Source organism: Bacillus sp. TH22 (assembly GCF_016651015.1).
Taxonomy (GTDB): Bacteria; Bacillota; Bacilli; order Bacillales; family Bacillaceae_G; genus Bacillus_A; species Bacillus_A mycoides.
Genome location: NZ_JAEKER010000001.1, coordinates 4,627,530 through 4,651,563 on the forward strand (window position 1 = coordinate 4,627,530; position 24,034 = coordinate 4,651,563).

At 37.4% G+C, this 24,034-nt stretch carries 25 protein-coding genes; 24 read left to right on the forward strand and 1 reads right to left on the reverse strand.

Annotation, left to right across the window (positions count from 1 at the left end):
• Positions 1–48: 48 nt before the first annotated feature.
• The 15 genes from remA to spoVM all read left to right on the forward strand — a co-directional run bounded on the left by remA (position 49) and on the right by spoVM (position 14,301).
• The gene (gene remA / locus JFU18_RS23730) at positions 49–312 is read left to right on the forward strand and encodes an extracellular matrix/biofilm regulator RemA (RefSeq protein WP_001251456.1); all 264 of its coding nucleotides are present in this window, start codon (positions 49–51) and stop codon (positions 310–312) included.
• Between the two features lie 13 nt (positions 313–325).
• Positions 326–943 (forward strand): guanylate kinase, encoded by a 618-nt coding sequence (gene gmk, locus JFU18_RS23735; protein WP_002014492.1) that lies wholly within the window; start codon positions 326–328, stop codon positions 941–943.
• A 2-nt stretch (positions 944–945) separates the two neighbouring features.
• Positions 946–1,158: a DNA-directed RNA polymerase subunit omega gene (gene rpoZ / locus JFU18_RS23740; RefSeq protein ID WP_002014493.1), complete on the forward strand. Its 213-nt coding sequence runs from the start codon at positions 946–948 to the stop codon at positions 1,156–1,158.
• A 196-nt stretch (positions 1,159–1,354) separates the two neighbouring features.
• A complete protein-coding gene (gene coaBC / locus JFU18_RS23745) occupies positions 1,355–2,560 on the forward strand; it encodes a bifunctional phosphopantothenoylcysteine decarboxylase/phosphopantothenate--cysteine ligase CoaBC (protein ID WP_201031680.1) in 1,206 nt (401 codons plus the stop codon).
• Entirely contained in the window at positions 2,557–4,962 is a 2,406-nt protein-coding gene (gene priA, locus JFU18_RS23750; protein WP_201031679.1) for a primosomal protein N', read from the forward strand. Before coaBC ends, priA begins: the two co-directional genes overlap by 4 nt.
• Positions 4,963–4,973: 11 nt before the next feature.
• The gene (def, locus tag JFU18_RS23755) at positions 4,974–5,444 is read left to right on the forward strand and encodes a peptide deformylase (protein WP_201034256.1); all 471 of its coding nucleotides are present in this window, start codon (positions 4,974–4,976) and stop codon (positions 5,442–5,444) included.
• A gap of 22 nt (positions 5,445–5,466) precedes the next feature.
• Positions 5,467–6,411 carry a methionyl-tRNA formyltransferase gene (gene fmt, locus JFU18_RS23760; RefSeq protein WP_002014498.1) on the forward strand — a complete coding sequence of 315 codons (945 nt, stop codon included), beginning with the start codon at positions 5,467–5,469 and terminating at the stop codon, positions 6,409–6,411.
• Positions 6,408–7,742, forward strand: coding sequence for a 16S rRNA (cytosine(967)-C(5))-methyltransferase RsmB (gene rsmB / locus JFU18_RS23765; protein WP_002128834.1), 1,335 nt, complete (start codon positions 6,408–6,410; stop codon positions 7,740–7,742). The genes fmt and rsmB overlap by 4 nt, the downstream gene beginning before the upstream one ends.
• Positions 7,743–7,746: 4 nt before the next feature.
• Complete coding sequence (gene rlmN, locus JFU18_RS23770; protein ID WP_002014500.1) at positions 7,747–8,835, forward strand: dual-specificity RNA methyltransferase RlmN; 1,089 nt, start codon at positions 7,747–7,749, stop codon at positions 8,833–8,835.
• 4 nt (positions 8,836–8,839) lie between these two features.
• Complete coding sequence (locus JFU18_RS23775; RefSeq protein WP_201034255.1) at positions 8,840–9,592, forward strand: Stp1/IreP family PP2C-type Ser/Thr phosphatase; 753 nt, start codon at positions 8,840–8,842, stop codon at positions 9,590–9,592.
• 8 nt (positions 9,593–9,600) lie between these two features.
• The gene (pknB, locus tag JFU18_RS23780; protein WP_201031676.1) at positions 9,601–11,574 is read left to right on the forward strand and encodes a Stk1 family PASTA domain-containing Ser/Thr kinase; all 1,974 of its coding nucleotides are present in this window, start codon (positions 9,601–9,603) and stop codon (positions 11,572–11,574) included.
• Between the two features lie 270 nt (positions 11,575–11,844).
• Positions 11,845–12,726: a ribosome small subunit-dependent GTPase A gene (rsgA, locus tag JFU18_RS23785; protein ID WP_002014503.1), complete on the forward strand. Its 882-nt coding sequence runs from the start codon at positions 11,845–11,847 to the stop codon at positions 12,724–12,726.
• A 2-nt stretch (positions 12,727–12,728) separates the two neighbouring features.
• Positions 12,729–13,373 (forward strand): ribulose-phosphate 3-epimerase, encoded by a 645-nt coding sequence (gene rpe / locus JFU18_RS23790; RefSeq protein WP_201031675.1) that lies wholly within the window; start codon positions 12,729–12,731, stop codon positions 13,371–13,373.
• Positions 13,374–13,473: 100 nt separating this feature from the next.
• Positions 13,474–14,154 carry a thiamine diphosphokinase gene (locus JFU18_RS23795; protein WP_201031674.1) on the forward strand — a complete coding sequence of 227 codons (681 nt, stop codon included), beginning with the start codon at positions 13,474–13,476 and terminating at the stop codon, positions 14,152–14,154.
• Between the two features lie 66 nt (positions 14,155–14,220).
• Positions 14,221–14,301 (forward strand): stage V sporulation protein SpoVM, encoded by an 81-nt coding sequence (spoVM, locus tag JFU18_RS23800; RefSeq protein ID WP_001213599.1) that lies wholly within the window; start codon positions 14,221–14,223, stop codon positions 14,299–14,301.
• A 73-nt stretch (positions 14,302–14,374) separates the two neighbouring features.
• On the opposite strand, the gene rpmB is transcribed toward spoVM, so the two are convergent.
• Positions 14,375–14,563 (reverse strand): 50S ribosomal protein L28, encoded by a 189-nt coding sequence (rpmB, locus tag JFU18_RS23805; RefSeq protein ID WP_000124776.1) that lies wholly within the window; start codon positions 14,561–14,563, stop codon positions 14,375–14,377.
• Between the two features lie 378 nt (positions 14,564–14,941).
• Here rpmB and JFU18_RS23810 point away from each other — a divergent pair, with 378 nt between their 5' ends.
• The 9 genes from JFU18_RS23810 (at position 14,942) to rncS (ending at position 23,946) form a co-directional block, all read left to right on the forward strand.
• Positions 14,942–15,304, forward strand: coding sequence for an Asp23/Gls24 family envelope stress response protein (locus JFU18_RS23810; protein ID WP_002014507.1), 363 nt, complete (start codon positions 14,942–14,944; stop codon positions 15,302–15,304).
• Between the two features lie 22 nt (positions 15,305–15,326).
• On the forward strand, positions 15,327–17,003 hold the full coding sequence (locus tag JFU18_RS23815; RefSeq protein ID WP_002066784.1) for a DAK2 domain-containing protein: 1,677 nt from the start codon (positions 15,327–15,329) through the stop codon (positions 17,001–17,003).
• Between the two features lie 425 nt (positions 17,004–17,428).
• Entirely contained in the window at positions 17,429–19,477 is a 2,049-nt protein-coding gene (recG, locus tag JFU18_RS23820) for an ATP-dependent DNA helicase RecG (protein ID WP_002014510.1), read from the forward strand.
• Positions 19,478–19,565: 88 nt separating this feature from the next.
• A complete protein-coding gene (fapR, locus tag JFU18_RS23825; protein ID WP_000747354.1) occupies positions 19,566–20,159 on the forward strand; it encodes a transcription factor FapR in 594 nt (197 codons plus the stop codon).
• Complete coding sequence (gene plsX / locus JFU18_RS23830) at positions 20,156–21,148, forward strand: phosphate acyltransferase PlsX (RefSeq protein ID WP_002128828.1); 993 nt, start codon at positions 20,156–20,158, stop codon at positions 21,146–21,148. The genes fapR and plsX overlap by 4 nt, the downstream gene beginning before the upstream one ends.
• Before the next feature lie 14 nt (positions 21,149–21,162).
• Positions 21,163–22,107, forward strand: coding sequence for an ACP S-malonyltransferase (gene fabD / locus JFU18_RS23835; protein WP_002128825.1), 945 nt, complete (start codon positions 21,163–21,165; stop codon positions 22,105–22,107).
• Positions 22,107–22,847, forward strand: a complete 741-nt coding sequence (gene fabG / locus JFU18_RS23840) for a 3-oxoacyl-[acyl-carrier-protein] reductase (RefSeq protein WP_002014514.1) — start codon at positions 22,107–22,109, stop codon at positions 22,845–22,847. The genes fabD and fabG overlap by 1 nt, the downstream gene beginning before the upstream one ends.
• Before the next feature lie 69 nt (positions 22,848–22,916).
• Positions 22,917–23,150 (forward strand): acyl carrier protein, encoded by a 234-nt coding sequence (gene acpP / locus JFU18_RS23845; RefSeq protein WP_002014515.1) that lies wholly within the window; start codon positions 22,917–22,919, stop codon positions 23,148–23,150.
• 58 nt (positions 23,151–23,208) lie between these two features.
• A complete protein-coding gene (gene rncS, locus JFU18_RS23850; protein ID WP_002033792.1) occupies positions 23,209–23,946 on the forward strand; it encodes a ribonuclease III in 738 nt (245 codons plus the stop codon).
• Positions 23,947–24,034: the final 88 nt, after the last annotated feature.

Consider the following 24,034-nt stretch of genomic DNA (forward strand, 5'->3'; position numbering starts at 1 on the left):
GTTATACGTGGTGGAGAAATCGGATAGACTTACTAGGAGGCGCAAACTATGGCCATGCGGTTTTTAAATATTGGATACGGAAATATTGTATCTGCTCATCGAATTATTGCTATTGTAAGTCCGGAGTCAGCTCCTATTAAACGGACAGTACAGGAAGCGCGTGAACATAATGCTTTGCTTGATGCTACGTATGGGAGAAAAACAAGGGCGGTTATTGTTATGGATGATGGGCATGTAGTATTAAGTCCAATTCAGCCAGAGACGATTGCACATCGTTTGAATAATAAAGAAGATTTAAGTGAGGAAGGGTAGGTTTTACATATTTATGAGAAGTAGAAGAGGATTGCTCATCGTTCTTTCGGGACCTTCTGGTGTCGGGAAAGGAACGGTTCGAAAAGAGCTGTTTAGCCATGAAGACACACGTTTTCAGTACTCTATTTCAGTAACGACACGTAAACCGCGTGAAGGTGAAGTAGATGGTGTGGATTATTTCTTTAAAGAGAGAGAAGAATTTGAAGAAATGATTCGTAATGAAAAGTTACTTGAATGGGCTGAGTTCGTTGGTAATTATTACGGAACACCGATTGATTATGTTGAAAAAACGTTACAAGAAGGAAAAGATGTGTTCTTAGAAATTGAAGTGCAAGGAGCAATTCAAGTTAAGAAAGCCTTCCCAGCAGGTGTATTTATTTTCTTAGCACCTCCAAGTTTATCTGAACTAAAGAACCGAATTGTCGGCCGTGGTACAGAAACTGAAGATGTTATTGAAAATCGTTTAACTGTAGCGAAAGAAGAAATCGAAATGATGGACGCTTATGACTATGTTGTAGAAAACGATCAAGTTGAATTAGCTTGTGACCGAATTAAAGCAATTGTGGTTGGTGAACATTGCCGCCGCGAAAGAGTGGCAAAATACTATAAAGAAATGACGGAGGGTCTATAATTATGTTAAATCCATCAATTGACTCATTATTAACAAAAATCGATTCTAAATATACACTTGTAACAGTAGCTGCAAAGCGTGCACGTGAAATGCAAATTGCTGATAATTGTGTTATTGAAAAGCCTGTTTCTTATAAATGTGTAGGTAAAGCATTAGAAGAAATCGATTTAGAAGTATTAAAATATGTACCAAGCGATGACACAATAATTGATTAAGACATTCTTTTCGACAAATTAAAACATAGACTTTATAATTTTCTATGTAACGGTAACAACCTATTTACAAGTAGGTTGTTATTTTTTTACGATAGGGATGAAAAGGAATCGAAAAAGACGGAACGAATACTGGTACTGACGAGCTGGAAATTCTATTTCAGTAGAATAAGTTTGAAAAAGAAAGAGGACGAGTCATATGCTAAAAGGGAAAAAGATACTTCTATGTGTAACAGGAGGCATTGCAGTTTTTAAAGCGGCTGCGTTAACAAGTAAATTGACACAAGCTGGCGCTCTTGTAAAAGTAATGATGAGTGAGTCGGCAATGAAGTTTGTTACGCCTCTTACATTTCAAGCACTTTCTCGCCATGATGTATATACGGATACGTTTGATGAGAGAGACTCCGCTGTTATTGCTCATATTGATTTAGCGGATTGGCCAGATGTTGTACTTATTGCACCTGCTACAGCTAATTGCATTGGAAAGTTAGCTGGTGGTATTGCTGATGATATGATTACAACTACTTTGTTAGCTACTACAGCTCCAGTGTGGATTGCACCTGCTATGAATGTGCATATGTATGAAAATAAAATTGTTCAAAAAAACATGATGACGTTAAAAACATTAGGATATACATTTATTGAGCCTGGGGAAGGTTTTTTAGCATGTGGTTATGTAGCAAAAGGAAGACTGGAAGAACCTGAAGCAATTATTGGACGATTAGAAGAGGCTTTCTCAGAACAACAACCATTGCAAGGAAAACGAATATTAATAACAGCTGGACCGACACGTGAAAAGATTGATCCGGTTCGTTTTATGACGAATTTTTCTTCTGGAAAGATGGGGTATGCGATCGCAGAAGTTGCAGCAGGCTTAGGTGCTGATGTCATACTTGTGTCAGGACCGACAGCATTAGAGTCACCATTACATGTCACAACAATACAAGTAGAATCTGCACAAGATATGTTAGAGGCAGTCCTTCAGCATTATCAGAGTGTGGATGTTGTCATCAAAACAGCAGCCGTTGCAGATTACCGTCCGAAATATGTTCATGATAATAAAATGAAAAAGAAAAATGGCGATGCTGTAATTGAATTAGAAAGAACAGTGGATATTTTAAAAACGTTAGGTGAGAAGAAGGACCGACAGTTACTTATCGGTTTTGCAGCTGAAACGACAAACATAGAGGAATACGCAACGAGAAAATTACGTGAGAAAAATGCAAATATGATTGTTGCGAATGACGTGAAAGCGCAAGGAGCTGGGTTTGGTACGGATACAAATATTGTGACAATGTATAGAAAAGATGGAGAAATCATTGAGCTGCCACTTTTAACGAAGAAAGAAGTGGCTCGTGAAATATTAAAGCAAATAGAAATGATGTTAGAAGATGATTATGTATGAAGTTTGCAAGTGTAATTGTTGATGTACCTGCACGTCAAACAGATCGACCGTTTGATTATATTATCCCTAAAAAATGGGAAGATATCGTGCAAACAGGAATGCGTGTAGTAGTCCCATTCGGTCCGAGGAAATTGCAAGGTTTTATTATTGGCATAAAGGATTCGGTTGAACTAGAAAGTAAAAAGTTAAAAGCGTTGTATGAAATATTAGATGTCACTCCGGTTTTAAATGATGAATTATTAAAACTTGGGTATTGGCTTACAAGTGAAACGTTATGTTATATGATTTCAGCTTTTCAGGTGATGCTTCCGACGGCGATTAAAGCAACATATAAAAAGCGTCTGCAACTTCGTAACCGAGAAGAAGTAGCACCAGAAATTCTTTCTTTATTTCAAGGGAAGGAAACGATAGATTGGGAAGTTATCGAAGCACAGCCGCACCTATATCGCACTATTCAACAAGAAATTAAAAATGGTACGACTGAAGTGGTTTATCAAGTAAAGGATAAAGTGCAGAAGAAGAAACAAAGAGTAGTTCAACCGGAGTTGCCGGCAGATAAATTGGAATTAGCAGCATTTGAACTGAAAACTAAAAAACAACAAGATGTACTCTATTATTTTGTAGAAAACTACAAAAGTGTACCGTTAAAAAATTTAACAGAAGAATTACAAATAACAGATGCTCCAATAAAAGCACTTGTTAAAAAGGGTCTAATCTCAGAAAAGTATGTAGAGGTATACCGGAGTCCGTATGACGATGATGATTTTGAACAAACGAAACCATTTCCGCTTACTGAGGAACAAAAACAAGTAATTACACCGATTTTATCATCAATTACAAATGAAACTTACAATCCATTTTTACTATATGGTGTTACAGGAAGTGGTAAGACTGAAGTGTATTTACAATCTATAGCAGCGGTGCTCGAGAAAGGAAAAGAAGCAATTGTGCTTGTTCCTGAAATTGCGCTAACGCCCCAGATGGTAGATCGCTTTAAAGGTAGGTTCGGTTCGCAAGTTGCAGTTCTTCACAGTGCGCTTTCTGTTGGCGAGAAATATGATGAATGGCGAAAGATATTAAGAAAAGAAGTGAAAGTTGTAGTTGGTGCGCGTTCAGCTATTTTTGCTCCATTCGAAAATTTAGGAATCATTATTATTGATGAAGAGCATGAATCAAGTTATAAGCAAGAGGATAACCCAAAGTATCATGCAAGAGATGTAGCAGTGTGGAGAGGACAATACCATAAGTGTCCAATCGTTCTCGGAAGTGCAACGCCGACACTTGAATCGTTTGCTAGAGCGAAAAAAGGTGTCTATGGGTTGCTTACAATGGAAAAACGTATGAACAAACAAGCTTTGCCGACTGTAGAAATTGTTGATATGCGTGAAGAGCTTCGTGATGGAAATCGTTCAATGTTTTCAAAGGCACTGCATGAAAAAATAGCAGATCGATTAGAAAAGAAAGAACAAATGGTTCTCTTTTTAAATAGAAGGGGGCATTCTACGTTTGTGATGTGCCGTGATTGTGGGTATGTCGTACAATGTCCGCATTGTGATATTTCGTTGACATATCACAAAATGAACCATCGTTTAAAGTGTCATTATTGTAGTCATGAGGAAAATATGCCAACGGAGTGTCCTGCTTGTAATAGTACGTATATTCGTTTCTTTGGTACAGGGACGCAAAAGGTTGAAGAAGAAATCACAAAACTATTCCCTGAGGCGCGGGTCATTCGAATGGATGTGGATACAACAAGCCGTAAAGGAATGCATGAAAAATTATTAAAGGCGTTTGGTGAAGAGAAAGCAGATATATTACTTGGAACACAAATGATTGCAAAAGGGCTTGATTTTCCGAAGGTGACGCTTGTTGGCGTTTTAACGGCGGATACGATGCTTCATCTACCTGATTTTCGGGCGAGTGAAAAGACGTATCAGCTATTGACACAAGTGAGTGGACGTGCAGGAAGACATGAATTGCCAGGTGAAGTTGTAATTCAAACGTATACGCCGGAACATTACAGTGTAGAATTAGCAAAGAATCAACAATATGATGTATTTTATGAGCACGAAATGCAAATGAGGCAAATGAGACAATATCCGCCATATTACTACGTTGTACTTGTAACTGTATCTCATCCGGAGTTATTAAAGGCAGTCCAAGTGACGGAAAAAATTGTCGGTCATTTACGAACGCATTGTTCAAGGCAAACAATGGTGTTAGGGCCGGTTGCTTCAGCAATTCCAAGGATAAAAGATAGATATCGTTACCAATGCATGATAAAATACAAACGGGAACCAAACTTAAAGAACGTGCTCAAAATGGTAAATGAACATTATCAAGCAGAAATGCAAAAAGAGCTACAAATCTCAATTGATTTTAATCCAACAATGTTAATGTAGCGGAGGGAAATATGGCAGTTTTAGAAATTGTAAAGCATCCAAATGAAGTGTTAGAAACACCATGCGAAAGAGTAATTAACTTTGATAAAAAGTTAGTGAAATTGTTAAAAGATATGCATGAAACAATGTTAATTGCAGACGGAGTTGGTCTAGCTGCGCCACAAGTGGGGGTAAGCTTACAAGTTGCTGTTGTTGATATAGGTGATGATACGGGTAAAATTGAATTAATTAATCCTGTTATTTTAGAAAAACGTGGTGAACAAGTAGGTCCCGAAGGCTGCTTAAGCTTTCCGGGACTTTATGGTGAAGTGGGGCGTGCCGATTACATTAAAGTACGTGCACAAAATCGTCGCGGTAAAATATTTTTATTAGAAGCGGATGACTTCTTAGCGCGTGCAATTCAGCATGAAATCGATCATTTACACGGTGTTTTATTTACATCTAAAGTGAAAAGGTATTATGAAGCAGGCGAATTAGAATAGGTTTAAAAGGAGCGGTTTTTGAATGATGAAAGTAGTATTTATGGGGACACCGGACTTTTCTGTGCCGGTGCTTCGTCGTCTTATCGAGGACGGATATGACGTAGTTGGTGTTGTAACGCAACCTGATCGTCCAGTTGGTAGAAAAAAGGTTTTAACACCTACTCCTGTTAAAGTAGAAGCGGAGAAACATGGTATTCCAGTAGTACAGCCGTTAAAAATTCGTGAAAAAGACGAATATGAAAAAGTATTAGCACTAGAGCCAGACTTAATTGTAACAGCAGCATTTGGACAAATCGTACCGAATGAAATTTTAGAAGCGCCAAAGTATGGATGTATTAATGTCCACGCATCATTACTTCCAGAACTTCGCGGTGGTGCACCAATTCATTATGCGATCATGGAAGGTAAAGAGAAAACAGGTATTACAATTATGTATATGGTAGAAAAATTAGATGCGGGCGATATATTAACGCAAGTAGAAGTAGAAATTGAAGAGCGTGAAACAACAGGTTCATTATTTGATAAGTTAAGCGAAGCAGGAGCACACCTTTTATCTAAAACGGTTCCTTTACTAATTCAGGGTAAACTAGAACCAATTAAACAAAGTGAAGCTGAAGTGACGTTTGCATATAATATAAAACGTGAGCAAGAGATAATTGATTGGACAAAAACAGGTGAAGAAGTATACAATCACATTCGCGGATTGAATCCATGGCCAGTTGCTTATACGACTTTGGCAGGACAAGTTATTAAAGTATGGTGGGGAGAGAAGGTCTCTATTACAGAGAAAGCTGAACCAGGTACAATAGTAGCTCTTGAAGAAGATGGATTTGTTGTTGCAACAGGGAACGAGACAGGCGTTAAAATCACTGAATTGCAACCATCTGGTAAAAAGCGTATGAGTTGTTCACAATTTTTACGTGGAACAAAACCTGAAATTGGTACGAAGTTAGGAGAAAATGCATGAGACAAAATGTTCGTGAGTTAGCTCTGGATGGCTTAATTCAAGTAGAAAAAAGTGGTGCATATAGCAACTTACTTTTAAATAATTTGATTGAAAAAAATACAATTGACAGAAAAGATATTGGTTTATTAACTGAAATGGTATATGGAACAATTCAACGTCGTGACACACTAGATTATTATTTACAACCATTTTTAAGAAAAAAGGTTGAAGCGTGGGTAAGAGTGTTGCTTCGCCTATCTCTATATCAAATGCTATATTTAGACCGAGTTCCAGAAAGAGCGGCTATTCATGAAGCAGTTGAGATTGCAAAGCGTCGTGGGCATAAAGGGATTTCAGGCATGGTAAACGGAGTATTGCGTTCAATTCAGCGAGAAGGTGTACCTTCGTTAGAAGAAATCGAAAATCCAGTAGAACGTCTTGCGATTGCAACGAGTCATCCAATGTGGCTTGTACAAGAATGGGCATCCGAATATGGTTTAGAGACAGCAGAGAAAATGTGTGAAGTAAATATGTTGCCACCTGTACCAACAGCACGTGTAAATGTTGATAAAGTAACGGTAGAAGAAGCGGTTGCGTTATTAGCTGATGAGGGTATAGAAGCAAAACGTGGCGAGTTGTCAGAGGATGCAATTCAAATTGAAAGAGGAAATGTCGCACATACAGAAGCGTTCAAAAAAGGTTTCCTTTCTATTCAAGATGAAAGCTCAATGCTTGTAGCACGTGCTTTAGAACCGAATAAAGGAGATACAGTTCTAGATAGTTGTGCTGCTCCTGGCGGAAAAACAACTCATATTGCAGAGCGTTTGGACGGAACTGGTAAGGTAATGTCGCTTGATTTACACGCACATAAAGTACGTTTAATTGAACAACAGGCGAAGAGACTTGGTTTAGAAAATGTAGAAACGATGGCTTTAGATGCTAGAAAAGTTCAAGAGCATTTTGCAAATGAATCTTTTGACAAAATATTAGTAGATGCACCATGTTCTGGATTTGGTGTTATTAGACGTAAACCTGATATTAAGTTAGGTAAAGATAAGGGCGATAGTGAAAGGTTATCAACGATTCAACTTGCGATACTAGAAAAAATAGCACCATTGTTAAAACAAGGTGGTCGCCTTGTTTATAGTACGTGCACAATTGAAAAAATAGAAAATGAACAAGTGATAAAGCAATTTTTACAAGAGCATCCTGAATTTGAATGGGATACTACGATAAAAGATCGCATGCCAGAAAAGTTAAATCCGTATATTGATGAAGGTCAAGTACGAATTTTACCGCATTATTTTGCAACAGATGGCTTTTATATTGCTTGTTTAAGAAAGAAGGTGTAGCATCATGGAAACGACTGTAAAAAAACAAAAGAAAAATCTAGAAACAAAGAAACCATCAATTTATTCTTTACAACTTCATGAAATGCAAGATTGGTTAAAGGAACAAGGAGAACCTAAGTTCCGTGCAGGACAAATTTTTGATTGGCTATATAAAAAACGTGTAAAAAATTATGAGGATATGTCAAACCTTGCTAAAGGATTGCGCGATAAATTGTCGAATTCCTTTGATATTACTACTTTAAACACTTTAGTAAAACAAACGTCTTCGGATGGAACGATTAAATTCCTATTCCAGTTATACGATGGATACTCTATTGAAACTGTACTAATGCGACATGAATATGGAAATTCCATTTGTGTAACAACACAGGTGGGTTGCCGCATTGGCTGTACGTTCTGTGCTTCTACACTTGGTGGGTTAAAACGAAACTTAGAGGCTGGAGAAATTGTAGCGCAAGTAGTAGAAGTTCAGCGTGCGCTTGATGAAACAGAAGAACGTGTAAGTTCTCTTGTTGTTATGGGAATTGGAGAACCATTTGATAATTATGATAACTTAATGTCATTCTTACGCATTGTAAATCATGAAAAAGGAATTCATATTGGTGCAAGACATATGACAGTTTCAACAAGTGGAATTGTTCCAAAAATTTATAAGTTCGCTGAAGAAGATATGCAAATTAATTTTGCGATTTCATTGCATGCTGCAAATACAGAGATACGTTCAAAATTAATGCCGATCAACCGTGCTTATAAGCTACCTGATTTAATGGAAGCTGTTAAATACTATGTAAATAGAACAGGGCGTCGTATTACATTTGAATATGGCTTATTTGGAGGAGAAAATGACCAAGTTGAGCACGCTGAAGAACTTGCTGCGCTCTTAAAAGGTGTAAAATGTCATGTAAACTTAATTCCGGTAAACTACGTGCCAGAACGTGATTATGTACGTACGCCACGAGAGCAAATTTTCTTATTTGAAAAGACGCTAAAAGATCGTGGAGTGAATGTAACCATTCGCCGTGAACAAGGTCATGATATTGATGCAGCCTGCGGTCAGTTGCGTGCAAAGGAGCGCAAAGAAGAGACGAGGTGACTAGATGAAAGCCGTGTTTCTATCGGATAAAGGAAAAGTTCGTCAACATAATGAAGATAGTGCAGGAGTTTTTCGCAATTTAGATGGAAATATTTTAGCGGTAGTAGCAGATGGAATGGGAGGTCATCGAGCTGGCGATGTAGCTAGCTCGATGGCTATTCAATTATTCCATGATTATTGGAAGCAAACGCATAATATGAATGAGCCTAAAAAGGTAGAAAAGTGGTTACATACTAACGTTGGAATTATTAATGAGCGCATATATGCTTACTCTCAGCAGCATGCAGAATGTAATGGCATGGGAACAACACTTATAATAGCCATTTGTACATCGAATTTTGTGACGATAGGTCATATAGGAGATAGTCGTTGTTATATGGTATCAGAGGGGGAAATGACGCTTGTAACGGAAGATCATTCGCTTGTAAATGAACTTGTAAGACATGGCGAAATTTCAAAGGAAGATGCAGAATATCACCCGAAAAAGAATGTTTTGTTAAGAGCATTAGGAAATGAAGAAACAGTTGGATTAGATGTTAAAACATTGGTGCTTGAAGAAGATGATCAATTACTTCTTTGCTCGGATGGATTGTCTAACAAAGTTTCTATTGATGATATGCAACAAATTTTACAATTGAATGAACAGCTCGAGGCGAAGGGAGAGCATCTCATTCAATTAGCAAATGATCGTGGTGGAGAAGATAATATTACCCTCGTTATTATTGATTATACGGATTCGACAAACGAAAGTAGGTGAAGTGCAACGTGCTGATTGGAAAACGCTTAAATGACCGTTATAAGCTGCTGAAAATGATTGGCGGTGGAGGAATGGCCAATGTATATTTAGCTCATGATGATATACTCGGCCGAGATGTAGCGGTAAAAATATTAAGACTCGACTATTCAAATAATGAAGAGTTTATTAAACGTTTCCATCGAGAAGCGCAATCTGTTACAACGTTGTCGCATCCAAATATTGTGAATATGTATGATGTTGGGGAAGAGGATGATATATATTATCTTGTAATGGAATATGTACCTGGACGAACATTGAAGCAATACATAATTGATCGAGGGATGTTACCGATAGGAGAGGCTCTTGATATAATGGAGCAGTTAACGTCCGCTATGGCACACGCCCATCATTTTGAGATTGTACATCGTGATATTAAACCGCACAATATTTTGATTCGAGATGACGGAGTGGTCAAAGTAACAGACTTTGGAATTGCGACAGCTACAAGTGCAGCAACAATTACACATACAAATTCGGTGCTCGGTTCGGTGCATTATTTATCACCAGAACAAGCGCGCGGCGGTATAGCGAATAAACAATCAGATATTTATTCACTTGGGATTGTTATGTTTGAATTGTTAACAGGAAGACAACCGTTTTCTGGTGAATCTGCTGTTGCAATTGCGTTAAAACATTTACAAAATGAAATGCCATCTCCAAAAAGATGGAATGACAATATTCCACAAAGTGTTGAAAATATTATATTAAAGGCAACTGCGAAAGATCCGTTCCATCGATATCAATCTGCTAACGCGATGAAACGAGATATTGAAACAGCACTATACCCAGAACGAATAAATGAACAACCATTTTACATACCAGAAGATATGGAAGCAACGAAAGCGATTCCAATTATTCAACAAGAACAACTATTTCAAAATGTAAGTGATGAAACGATTGTATTAAAAGGAAGTAAAGTGGATGAACAAGTAAGAAAAGAAGAGACCAAATCAGGTAAGAAGAAAAAGCGAAATAATAAATGGCTGAAAGTTTTAATTACAACATTTTTACTTTTAGCGATAGGGATAACATTAGCACTTACTGTTATTCCAGGCTTCTTTATTCCGAAAGATGTGAAGGTTCCTGATGTGGCTGGTATGAAATATACGACAGCTGTAAATACATTAGTTGAAAAAGGTTTTGAAGTTACTGAACCTAATCTTGTATATACAGATGATGTTGAAGCCGGAAAAGTGATAAAAACAGATCCTATAGCAGGAAGAGTAGTGAAAGAAAACTCTAAAATTACTATCTATCAATCAGGTGGGAAAAAGAAAAGTAAGATGCGTGATTTGACAGGAAAAGATTTCGAGAGTATAAGAGCTGAGTTAGAAGAAGAATATAAACAAGTTACAATAAATTATATTGAAAATGATAAGCCGAAAGGTGAAATTGTAGAGCAAATACCAACGCCTGATCAAATGGTTATAGAGACAGAACAAGAACTGAAAATTTGGGTAAGTAAAGGACCTTATCAAATAAGACCAGGTGATTTTTCAGGATGGACTGAAAATAGTGTAAAAGGTTATTTAAATGAAAGAAAGCTTGTTTCTGATATAAAAAGAGAGTATTCAGATACGGTTGATAAAGGTCTTGTTATTTCACAGTTACCAAAGCCTGGGACACCTTTAAAAGAAGGAGATAAAGTATCGGTTGTTATCTCCGATGGTCCGAAGCCTAAAGTGACGAAAACGGTAAAAGTGGATAACATTTCTATCCCATATGAAGCTTCTGCAACAGGTGAGAAAAAGCCGCAAACAATAGAAATTTATAAAGAAGATATGCAGCAAAAAATGGATAAACCAGTTGAAACGAGAACAATTACTGAGTCAGCGATTATTTCTTTAGAATTTGTAATTCAAGAAGGTGCAAAGGGACACTATAAAATTGTTCGAGATGGAGTAACGATTATGGACAAGGAAGTACCATATCCAGCTCAATAATAGTGAATTCCATCGTCCTTATATAGAAGATGGAATTTATTACTCTTGCCTGTTATGCTGTCTACATCGTGGACTGTATAACAGGCAAAAATATATGATTCAAAAAGCTGTAAAAGTGATACTGTTGTAAATAATATTTCAAATTTGATGGTAGATTAAATATATGAACCTGGATATATATTTGGTGGGCTTTGAACTAATTGTTTAAAGAACGCTAGTCTATTCATATTTAATTGCAGTTTCATTTTATACAAAATAAAGGAGAATTATATGCCAGAAGGAAAAATTGTAAAAGCTCTAAGTGGGTTTTATTATGTGCAGAATGAGGAAGGGATTACACAATGTCGTGGGCGTGGTGTATTTAGAAAGAATAAAATTACGCCACTTGTAGGAGACCAAGTTGTTTTTCAAGCGGATAATCCGAATGAAGGTTATGTGTTAGAAGTATTTGATCGAAAAAATGAACTTGTTAGACCTCCTATTGCTAATGTTGATCAAGCTATTCTTGTTTTCTCTGCGGTAGAACCAGATTTTAATCCAGGACTGTTAGATCGATTTTTAGTATTAATTGAATATCATAACATTAAACCAATTATTTGTATTAGTAAGATGGATTTAGTAGATGAAAAAATGAGAGAAACTGTTGAATCTTATGCAAATGATTATCGTGAAATGGGTTATGATGTGTTGTTTACTTCTATAAATACATCGGAAAGTATTGATATTCTGAAACCATTCTTAGAAGGTTGTATTTCCGTCGTTGCAGGCCAATCTGGTGTTGGGAAATCTTCAATGCTAAACGTATTACGTCCAGATTTAGAATTGAAAACTAATGATATTTCTTCACATTTAGGACGTGGAAAGCATACGACAAGACACGTAGAATTAATTACAGTTGGAAGCGGACTTGTTGCGGATACACCTGGTTTTAGTTCGCTTGATTTCATAGATATAGAGGTAGAAGATCTTACATATTGTTTTCCAGAGTTGAAAGAAGCGAGCCAATACTGTAAATTTAGAGGGTGTACACACCTTGCTGAACCGAAATGCGCGGTGAAAGCTGCGGTTGAAGAAGGAAAGATTACCGAATATCGTTATAAGAATTACAAACAATTCGTAGAAGAAATTAGAGAGAGAAAGCCGAGGTATTAGTCATGATTAAAATTGCACCATCGATTTTATCAGCAGATTTTTCAAGATTAGGGGAAGAGATTAAAGATGTAGAAAAAGGCGGAGCTGACTACATTCACGTCGATGTAATGGATGGGCATTTCGTACCAAATATTACGATTGGACCATTAATTGTAGAAGCAATCCGTCCGATTACATCATTACCGTTAGATGTACATTTAATGATTGAAAACCCTGATAACTATATCCCAACTTTCGCAAAAGCGGGAGCGGATATTATTACTGTTCATGTAGAAGCGTGTCCTCATTTACATCGTACAATTCAGTTAATTAAATCTCATGACATTAAAGCAGGGGTTGTATTAAATCCGCATACTCCAGTTTCAGCGATTGAGCATGTATTAGAAGATATAGACATGGTATTACTTATGACAGTAAATCCTGGATTTGGCGGGCAGAAGTTTATTCATTCTGTATTACCGAAAATCAAACAAATTGCAGAAATGGTTAAAGAGCGAAATCTAGAAGTGGAAATTGAAGTTGATGGTGGTGTCAACGCTGAAACGGCAAGACTTTGTATTGAAGCAGGAGCGAATGTTCTTGTAGCGGGATCAGCAGTATACAATCAAAAAGACCGCGGTGAAGCAATTCGTGTAATTCGCGGATAAAGAATGAACGAACCTTTATCCTAGTGAAGCTTCTAGTTCATTAAGACTTCACTATTTATACATGTTAGAGTGGCAAATAAGGAGAAAGGCAATCTACCGAATGGCAGATTGCCTTTTTACAATAGAAGGGGAAGGAAAAATGATTATTCATATTTTAGCGGGAGGACCTGCAGAATACTGCGCAGATTTTTCGCGGTATGAAAATGAAGAAGTAGTTTGGGCGGCTGTTGATAGAGGAGTGTACCGTTTGTTGAAAAAAGGAATCACTCCGGCTGTTGCGTTTGGGGATTATGATTCAGTTACTGATGAGGAATTAGCGTGGATGAGGCAGCAAACAAATGAATTACATATCGTCCCGCGAGAAAAAGATCAAACAGATTTAGAAATTGCAATTAGCTGGGCTTTAGAACAGAAACCAAAATTAATTCGTATTTTTGGTGCTACTGGTGGAAGACTTGATCATGGTTTAGCAAATATTCAGATGCTTTTAAAGGGATTAGAAGTAAATATAGAAATGTGTATTGTGGACAATAAAAATGAAATAATGGTGAAAAAGTTTGGTATGTATATAATTGAAGGAAACGAACATTTTCCATACGTATCATTTGTACCAGTTACTGAAAGGGTAGAAGGCATTACACTTCACGGTTTTAAGTATCCTCTTACTAATAAAACAATAGAGTGGGGATCGACACTTTGTATTAGTAATGAACTCGTTGAGGAAAAAGGTACTTTTTCATTCACTTCTGGCATATTAATGATGATAAGAAGCACTGATTGAAGAAACAATTTTGCTCCTTGCATCATATAGTGAACAAGTGGAGTAATGGGGATTAGGAGGGAAACCATGAGATTTTATACAATTAAGTTACCTAAATTTCTTGGTGGAATTGTTCGTGCGATGTTAAATACCTTCAAAAAAGACTAAAAAAAGCACCTATTACCGGTGCTTTTTCCAATGGTATAATAAAAAAAGAGCCTAGCGGCTCTTTTTTTTATTATTAAACACGTTCGATTTTGCCAGATTTTAATGCTCTAGCAGAAACGTAAACACGTTGAACTTTTCCGTCGATGCGTACGCGAACTTTTTGAAGGTTAGCGCCCCATTTACGTTTTGTAGCGTTCATTGCGTGAGAACGAGAGTTACCAGAACGAGCTTTTCTTCCAGTGATAGCACAAACACGAGCCATTTATATTTCCCTCCCTTAACTACCGTAACATACGTAATTTTTCAATGTTAGCCTTTTATGCGATGCTAAAAACACTACTATAATTTAACACAACTAAAAAGAGAATGCAACACCGTAGGAAAAAGAAATCAAGAAAAAATACTTGACACTATATGTCAATGAAGAAAAGGTGAAATCAAGAAAAATTGCTTGACATATTATAGTGGTACATGTTGTATAATAACAATGGACTATTTTGCTCATCATAAAAAAATGTAATTTAAAACATAAAATATGAGAGTGAAAAAGAAAGAACGATGGAATTTTCTTTAAAAAGATTATATGATAGTAACTAAAGTAGTCTAGCTCACTTTCACCATTTATGAAGGGGGAAACGAGATGTCAATTGAAATTAAAACGAAGTACGGTCAAATTGATATTAGTACAGATGTAATTGCAACAATTGCTGGAGGTGCCGCAGTAGATTGCTACGGTATCGTAGGTATGGCATCGAAAAATCAGTTAAAAGATGGATTAACAGAAATTTTACGAAAAGAAAACTTCACTAGAGGCGTTATTGTTCGTAAAAATGAAGATGAAGTACATATTGATATGTATATTATTGTGAGCTATGGTACGAAAATTTCAGAAGTAGCACATAACGTGCAGACTAAAGTGAAATATACATTAGATCAAACTGTAGGACTAGCAGTAGATTCTGTAAACATCTATGTACAAGGAGTTAAAGTAATAAACTTGTAATGTGCATTAAGGAGGAAAATCTGTGTCAATTCAAAAAATTGATGGAAAACGTTTATCACAAATGATCATTCAAGGAGCCAATAATTTAACAAATAATGTTCAGCTTGTTGATGCATTAAACGTATTCCCAGTTCCAGATGGCGATACCGGTACAAACATGAACTTATCAATGACTTCAGGCGCACGTGAAGTGAAAGCAAATCCTTCACAGCATGCTGGTAAAGTCGGTGTAAGTTTAGCCAAAGGATTATTAATGGGAGCTCGTGGTAACTCTGGGGTTATTTTATCTCAGTTATTCCGTGGTTTCTCTAAATCCATTGAACAAAAAGAAGAATTAACGACAGTTGATTTTGCCGCAGCTTTAGAAGCAGGAGTAGAGGCAGCTTACAAAGCGGTTATGAAACCAATTGAAGGAACGATTTTAACGGTTGCAAGAGAAACGGGTAAATATGCAGTGACAGTTGCGAAAAAACAGCGCGACTTTGTTTTGTTTATGGAAGACGTTGTAAAAGAAGCGAACGCATCGTTAAATCGTACGCCAGATTTATTACCTGTATTAAAACAAGTTGGCGTTGTAGATAGCGGTGGTAAAGGTCTTGTTGTTGTATATGAAGGATTTTTAGCTGACTTAAAAGGAGAAACGATTTCTTCTAATATGCCTGCCCAACCATCTATGAATGACATGGTACGTGCAGAACATCACCGTAGTGTACAAAGCCAATTGAGTACAGAAGATATTAAGTATGGATATTGTACGGAATTCATGGTGAAATTAGAGCCTGGAAAAATGAAGGAACATAATTTCTCTGAACAAAAATTCCGTGAAGATATTAGTGTGTACGGAGATTCACTACTTGTTGTATCGGATGATGAGGTTGTAAAGGTTCATATTCATGCGGAACATCCTGGAGATCCTATGAACTATGGACAACGTTACGGTAGTCTAATTAAGATTAAAGTAGAAAATATGCGTGAACAGCATACTGCTTTATTAGATGAACCTACCATGGTACCTGAACAAACGAATCAGCCAATAGAGAAACAACCGTATGGTATTGTAACTGTAGCTATGGGATCGGGTATTAAAACTCTATTTGAGAGCATTGGTGCAACGAAAGTTATCGAAGGTGGCCAAACGATGAATCCGAGTACGGAGGATATTGTGAAGGCGATTGAAGAGGCAAATGCTGAAAAAATCATCATCTTACCAAATAACGGGAATATCGTGATGGCAGCAGAACAAGCAGCGTCAGTTGTAGAACAAGAAGTTATTGTTATTCGTTCAAAAACAGTTCCTCAAGGTATGGCTGCAATGTTAGCATTTAATCCAGTTGGAACGCTAGAAGAGAATGAAGAAAACATGAAAGAAGCTTTAGCTCATGTGAAAACAGGTCAGATTACGTATGCTGTTCGTGATACGGAAATTGACGGTGTAGCGATTCAAAAAGATGATTTCATGTGTATTGCAGATGGGAAAATTGTATCTACAAATGCGGAGAAAGTAGGAGCTGCAAAGCAATTACTAGAAGCGCTAATTGATGAGGATTCTGAAATCGTAACGATTCTACAAGGTGAAGATGCAACAGATGAAGAAGTGGCTAAATTAGTTGCGTTTGTAGAAGAGAACTTTGAAGATGCAGAAGTAGAAGTACATGCAGGGAACCAACCGGTGTATTCTTTCATCTTCTCTGTAGAATAAGAAAAGATTCGATTTGAAAATAAATGGGTTACTTACTTGCTAATGGATAAGAAATAGTGATATGAAGTTTATTACTAGTTTTTATTCAAAAGGCTAGCATATTGATGATAGAAAAGAGCCTTGCTGCTAATAGTGAGGCTCTTTTCTTACGTATTGTACAACTTTGTTTTATCCCGCTATTTGTGGGCAGTAAAACTTCCACCCCCTTATATTCGGCTGGAGCAAAGAAGTTAAGTGGGAGATTAATTGTCCGTAAACGTCCACTGATTATAGTTTCACTTTATATAGAGGGATTAGAGTAGTTTCTCTTAGAATGCCTATGATAGAATATATAAGGTGAAAGAGAGCCATTACAGATGTCAATGATAATAATGGATAATCAATAGAATGAATCAAAGAAAATAATGTGACGGAGCGTGAGAATCTTGAATGAAGTTGTACAAGTTCCTGTTACGGATGTAAAGGGAATCGGAGGAGAAACATCTGAGTTGTTACACGAGATGGGAATTTATACAGTTTCTCATCTATTAGAACATTTTCCGTACCGCTATGAAGACTATGCGATGAAAGATCTTGCTGAAGTAAAGCATGACGAGCGTGTAACGGTTGAGGGGAAAGTTCATAGTGCTCCTTTACTGCAATATTATGGGAAGAAGAAGTCACGTCTTACAGTTCGTGTTCTCGTCGGTCGTTATTTAATTACAGCTGTATGTTTTAATAGACCATACTATAAACAAAAGTTAAATTTAGATGAAACGGTAACGATTACTGGTAAATGGGATCAGCATCGCCAAACAATTGCTGTATCAGAACTGAATTTTGGACCGGTTGTACGACAACAAGAAGTAGAACCTGTATATTCAGTGAAAGGAAAACTGACAGTAAAACAGATGCGCCGGTTTGTTGCACAGGCATTTAAGGAGTATGGAGATTCTATAGTCGAAGTGTTACCAGATGGTTTGTTAAGTCGATATAAATTATTATCACGCTATGAAGCGCTCAGAGGGTTACATTTTCCAGTGGGACAGGAAGACTTAAAGCAAGCGCGTCGCCGTTTTGTATATGAGGAGTTTTTCTTGTTTCAGTTGAAAATGCAAACATTACGGAAAATGGAAAGGGAAAACTCGAAAGGGACGAAAAAGGAAATTTCATTAGTAGAATTGCAAGAGTTTACTGATGCGCTTCCGTTTCCATTAACTGGTGCACAACGCCGGGTTGTAGATGAAATAATGAAAGATATGATATCTCCGTACCGAATGAATCGATTATTGCAAGGGGATGTAGGTTCTGGGAAAACAGTTGTTGCTGCGATTGCTCTTTATGCGGCGAAATTGGCTCATTATCAAGGTGCTTTGATGGTTCCTACAGAAATTTTAGCCGAGCAACATTATCAGTCGCTCGCGGAGACGTTTTCACATTTCGGTATGAAGGTTGAATTGCTAACAAGTTCTGTTAAAGGTGCGAGACGTCGAGAAATTTTGTCGAGATTAGAACAGGGAGAAGTAGACATCCTTGTTGGAACGCACGCTTTAATTCAAGACGAAGTTATATTTCATAGGTTAGGTCTCGTTATTACCGATGAACAGCATCGATTTGGTGTGGCGCAGCGCCGGGTTTTACGTGAGAAAGGTGAAAGTCCAGATGTATTGTTTATGACGGCGACCCCAATCCCGCGTACGTTAGCTATCACTGCATTTGGAGAGATGGACGTTTCTATTATCGACGAAATGCCAGCTGGTAGAAAGGTAATCGAAACGTACTGGGCAAAACATGATATGTTAGATCGTGTCCTCGGCTTTGTGGAGAAAGAGATAAAAAAAGGAAGACAGGCATATGTTATTTGCCCTCTTATTGAAGAGTCTGAGAAGCTGGATGTACAAAATGCTATCGACTTACATAGTATGCTGACTCATCATTATCAAGGGAAATGCCAAGTTGGATTAATGCATGGGAGACTATCATCTCAAGAAAAAGAAGAGATAATGGGACAGTTTAGTGAAAATAAAGTGCAAATTCTTGTGTCGACAACAGTTGTTGAAGTAGGCGTGAATGTACCAAATGCGACTGTTATGGTTATTTATGACGCGGAACGTTTCGGTTTATCACAGCTCCATCAGCTGAGGGGGCGTGTTGGGCGTGGTAGTGAACAATCATATTGTTTATTAATTGCGGACCCGAAATCAGAAACGGGAAAAGAAAGAATGCGCATTATGACTGAAACAAATGATGGATTTGTATTGTCAGAAAAAGATTTAGAGTTACGAGGTCCTGGGGATTTCTTTGGAAGTAAGCAAAGTGGTCTACCAGAATTTAAGGTTGCTGATATGGTACATGATTATCGGGCGTTAGAAACAGCAAGACAAGATGCAGCGATACTAGTTGATTCAGAAGCGTTTTGGCATAATGATCAGTATGCTTCGCTGCGTACTTATCTTGATGGGACAGGTGTATTCCAGGGAGAGAAGCTCGATTAAAAGTAGTCTGCAAAAGTTTTTGTTGCATTCTACTTTTAATGATTATATACTACTTTTAGTACCTAGTCATAAAAATGGATGGTGCGGTATGAAAAAAAGAAGAAGTAAAAAAGAAAGACAAGAATTATTACAACAAACAATAGAAACGAATCCTTTTATAACGGATGAAGATTTAGCGGAAAAATTTCAAGTGAGCATACAAACTGTTCGTCTTGATCGTATGGAATTATCTATTCCTGAATTAAGAGAACGAATTAAGCATGTGGCTACAAAACAACATGAAGAAGATGTGAAATCTTTACCGTTAGAAGAGGTTGTCGGAGAAATTATTGATATAGAATTAGATAGACATGCGATTTCTATCTTTGAAGTAAAGGTAGAACATGTATTTAAAAGAAATCAAATTGCTCGTGGGCATCATTTGTTTGCACAAGCAAACTCACTAGCTGTTGCGGTTATTGATGAAGAATTAGCTTTAACTGCAAAGTCCACCATTCGATATATTCGTCCTGTAAAATTAGGAGAGCGTGTTGTTGCAAAAGTACGTGTTGAAGATGTAGAGAATGATAAAGGACGGACGGTTGTCAAAGTGCGTAGTTTTGTTGGAGAAGAACTTGTCTTTACAGGCACTTTTGAAATGTATCGATCTAGTAATTATAGTGAGGAAGGTAACAACTTATGAAAATCGCAATAGATGCAATGGGCGGCGATCATGCACCAAAGGCTGTAGTATTAGGAGCAATGAAAGCTATTAAGGAATACTCAGATTTACATATTACTTTAGTAGGGAAAGAAGAGGGGATTCGTCAATATTTAACGAGTGAAGAGCGAATTACTATACTTCATACGGACGAAAAAATCGAATCGACAGACGAACCAGTAAGAGCGGTTCGTCGAAAAAAACAAGCTTCAATGGTACTAGCGGCGCAGCAAGTAAAAGACGGCGTAGCGGATGCTTGTATATCAGCAGGTAGTACAGGAGCTCTGATGGCAGCTGGATTGTTTGTTGTTGGTCGTATGGAAGGAATTGAACGACCAGCTTTATCACCTACAATGCCAACTGTTGATGGAGAAGGTTTTGTTATGTTAGATGTTGGAGCCAACGTTGATGCAAAACCAATTCATTTATATCAATATGCAGTAATGGGCTCTGTTTACGCAGAGAAGGTAAGAGGAATTAAAAATCCACGCGTTGGACTTTTAAACGTTGGAACAGAGGATGGTAAAGGAAACGAGCTTTCAAAACAAGTCTTTGCTATGCTCAAGGATGCACCAATTAATTTCGTTGGAAACGTTGAATCAAGAGATTTATTGCAAGGTGTAGCAGACGTTGTTGTATGTGATGGTTTTACGGGTAATGTAGCGCTAAAATCATTAGAAGGAACAGCACTTGCGTTATTCTCTATGTTAAAAGAACAATTAATGAGTTCGTTTACGAGCAAATTAGCAGCAGCGGTATTAAAACCAAAACTTATGGTATTGAAAGATAAAATGGATTATTCGGAGTATGGGGGAGCGGCGTTGTTTGGATTGAAAGCTCCTGTCATTAAGGCTCACGGTTCTTCTAATGACCAATCGATATTTAGTGCGATTCGTCAAACGAGAGAAATGGTAGCGAAAGAAGTAATTCCTACAATTTCAAGTGTAATGGAGAAGGAGCCGCTTCAATAAGAGGAGGATTTGAAATGGGAAAAATAGCATTTCTTTTTCCGGGCCAAGGTTCACAGGCAGTTGGAATGGGTAGACAGTTAGCGGAGAATAATAAAGAGGTTGCGAAAGTGTTTGCAAAAGCGGATGAGGTTTTGCATGATTCTCTTTCAGAAGTGATTTTTGAAGGACCGCAAGAAAAGTTAACATTAACGACAAATGCGCAGCCGGCACTATTAACAACGAGCTTTGCAATTTTAACAGCTTTGAAGGAGTATGATATTACACCTGATTTTGTCGCAGGACATAGTTTAGGTGAATATAGCGCTCTTGTAGCTGCTGGTGCATTAACATTCGAAGACGCTGTATATGCTGTAAGGAAACGCGGGGAATATATGGAAGAAGCTGTTCCAGGCGGGGAAGGTGCAATGGCAGCTATTTTAGGTGCGGATCCGGATATGCTGAAACGAGTTACAGAAGAAGTAACAAGTGAAGGATATGCAGTACAAATTGCTAATATGAATAGTACGAAGCAAATTGTTATTTCTGGAACAAAGCAAGGAGTAGAACTTGCTTCTCAAAGAGCGAAAGAAAATGGTGCTAAAAGAGCAATTCCGCTCAAAGTAAGTGGACCGTTTCATTCCTCGCTTATGAAACCAGCTGCTGAGAAATTCCAAAGTGTTTTAAATGAAATTACAATTCAAGACACGAATATTCCTGTTATTGCAAATGTTACGGCAGATGTTATTACGCGTGGTACAGATATTCAAGCAAAGCTAATTGAACAGCTCTATTCGCCTGTATTATGGTACCCATCTATTGAGTATATGGTGAATCAAGGGGTAGATACATTTATTGAAATCGGACCTGGAAAAGTACTTGCTGGTCTTATGAAGTCGATTGATTCTTCAGTGAAAGCATATGCGGTATATGATGAAGAGACATTAAAAGATACCATTTCAAATTTGAGAGGAGAAAGCTGATGTTAAAAGGGAAAGTAGCATTAGTAACTGGTGCTTCACGTGGGATTGGTCGTGCGATTGCTATTGATTTAGCGAAACAAGGGGCAAATGTTGTAGTAAATTATGCTGGTAATGAGCAAAAGGCGAATGAAGTAGTTGATGAAATAAAGAAATTAGGTTCAGATGCCATTGCAGTAAGAGCAGATGTTGCAAATGCTGATGATGTTACTGCAATGGTGAAACAAACTGTAGATACGTTTGGACAAGTTGATATTCTTGTAAATAACGCTGGTGTAACAAAAGATAATTTATTAATGCGTATGAAAGAAGAAGAATGGGATACAGTTATTAATACAAACTTAAAAGGTGTTTTCTTATGTACGAAAGCAGTATCGCGCTATATGATGCGTCAACGTCATGGACGTATTATTAATATCGCTTCTGTTGTTGGTGTAACAGGAAACCCAGGACAAGCAAATTATGTTGCTGCTAAAGCTGGTGTAATTGGATTAACAAAAACATCAGCAAAAGAATTAGCGAGCCGAAATATTACTGTAAATGCAATTGCTCCAGGGTTTATTGCGACTGATATGACGGATGTATTAGATGAAAATATAAAAGCCGAAATGTTAAAATTAATTCCTGCAGCTCAGTTTGGAGAAGCACAAGATATCGCAAATACTGTAACGTTTTTTGCTTCTGATCAAAGTAAATATGTTACAGGTCAAACGTTAAATGTTGATGGCGGTATGGTAATGTAATAAAAGAATCGATTTCACCTAGTTTTTTTGGACAATATTTTATATAATATTTGAGGGGAGGTGAATAGAATGGCAGATGTTTTAGAGCGTGTAACCAAAATTGTCGTTGATCGTTTAGGAGTAGAAGAAACTGAAGTAGTACCAGCTGCAAGCTTCAAAGAAGATTTAGGCGCAGACTCCCTAGATGTAGTAGAACTTGTAATGCAATTAGAAGATGAATTCGAAATGGAAATTTCTGATGAAGATGCTGAAAAGATTGCTACTGTTGGCGATGCTGTGACTTACATAGAGAGTCATCTATAATGCTTAAGTGAAGTCCCGTTTTTTAACGGGGCTTCTCGGCTTATATCTGGAGGGACCTATGCCGTACCGAAAACATAGAGAAAAAAAATACGAAGCAAAATATCGTGAAGCTTTTAAAGTATTTCAAGAAGAGATAGGTATTACGTTTACAGATGAAAAATTATTGATTCAAGCGTTTACGCATTCATCGTATGTGAATGAGCATCGAAAAAAACCGCATGAGGACAATGAGCGTCTTGAGTTTCTTGGCGATGCTGTATTGGAACTCACTGTATCACAGTATCTGTTTCAAAAATATCCGACAATGAGCGAAGGAGAGTTAACAAAACTACGTGCAGCTATTGTATGTGAGCCATCTCTTGTTCGTTTTGCAAACGAAATGTCATTTGGTAGCCTTGTTTTATTAGGGAAAGGTGAGGAAATGACGGGTGGACGTGAACGACCAGCTTTATTAGCGGATGTCTTTGAAGCGTTTATTGGTGCCCTTTATCTTGATCAAGGGCTAGAAACAGTTTGGGGATACTTAAAAGAAGTTGTATATCCAAAAATTAATGAAGGTGCTTTTTCTCATGTGATGGATTATAAGAGTCAATTGCAAGAATTGATTCAGCGTGATGGTAGTGGCAATGTTGAGTATCAAATTTTGCAAGAAAAAGGACCAGCCCACAACCGAGAATTTGTGTCCCGTGTAACTTTAAATAATGAGGCATTAGGTCTTGGAAGTGGTAAGTCAAAAAAAGAGGCAGAGCAACAAGCTGCTGCAGAAGCATTGAAAAAATTAAAAGAACAATCATGAGGAATCCCCCTTTGAATGAGGGGGATTCCTTATGCATAGAATGAAACTTTCCTTTTATTTATAAATAAAAGGAGTGGGAAATCCGTAT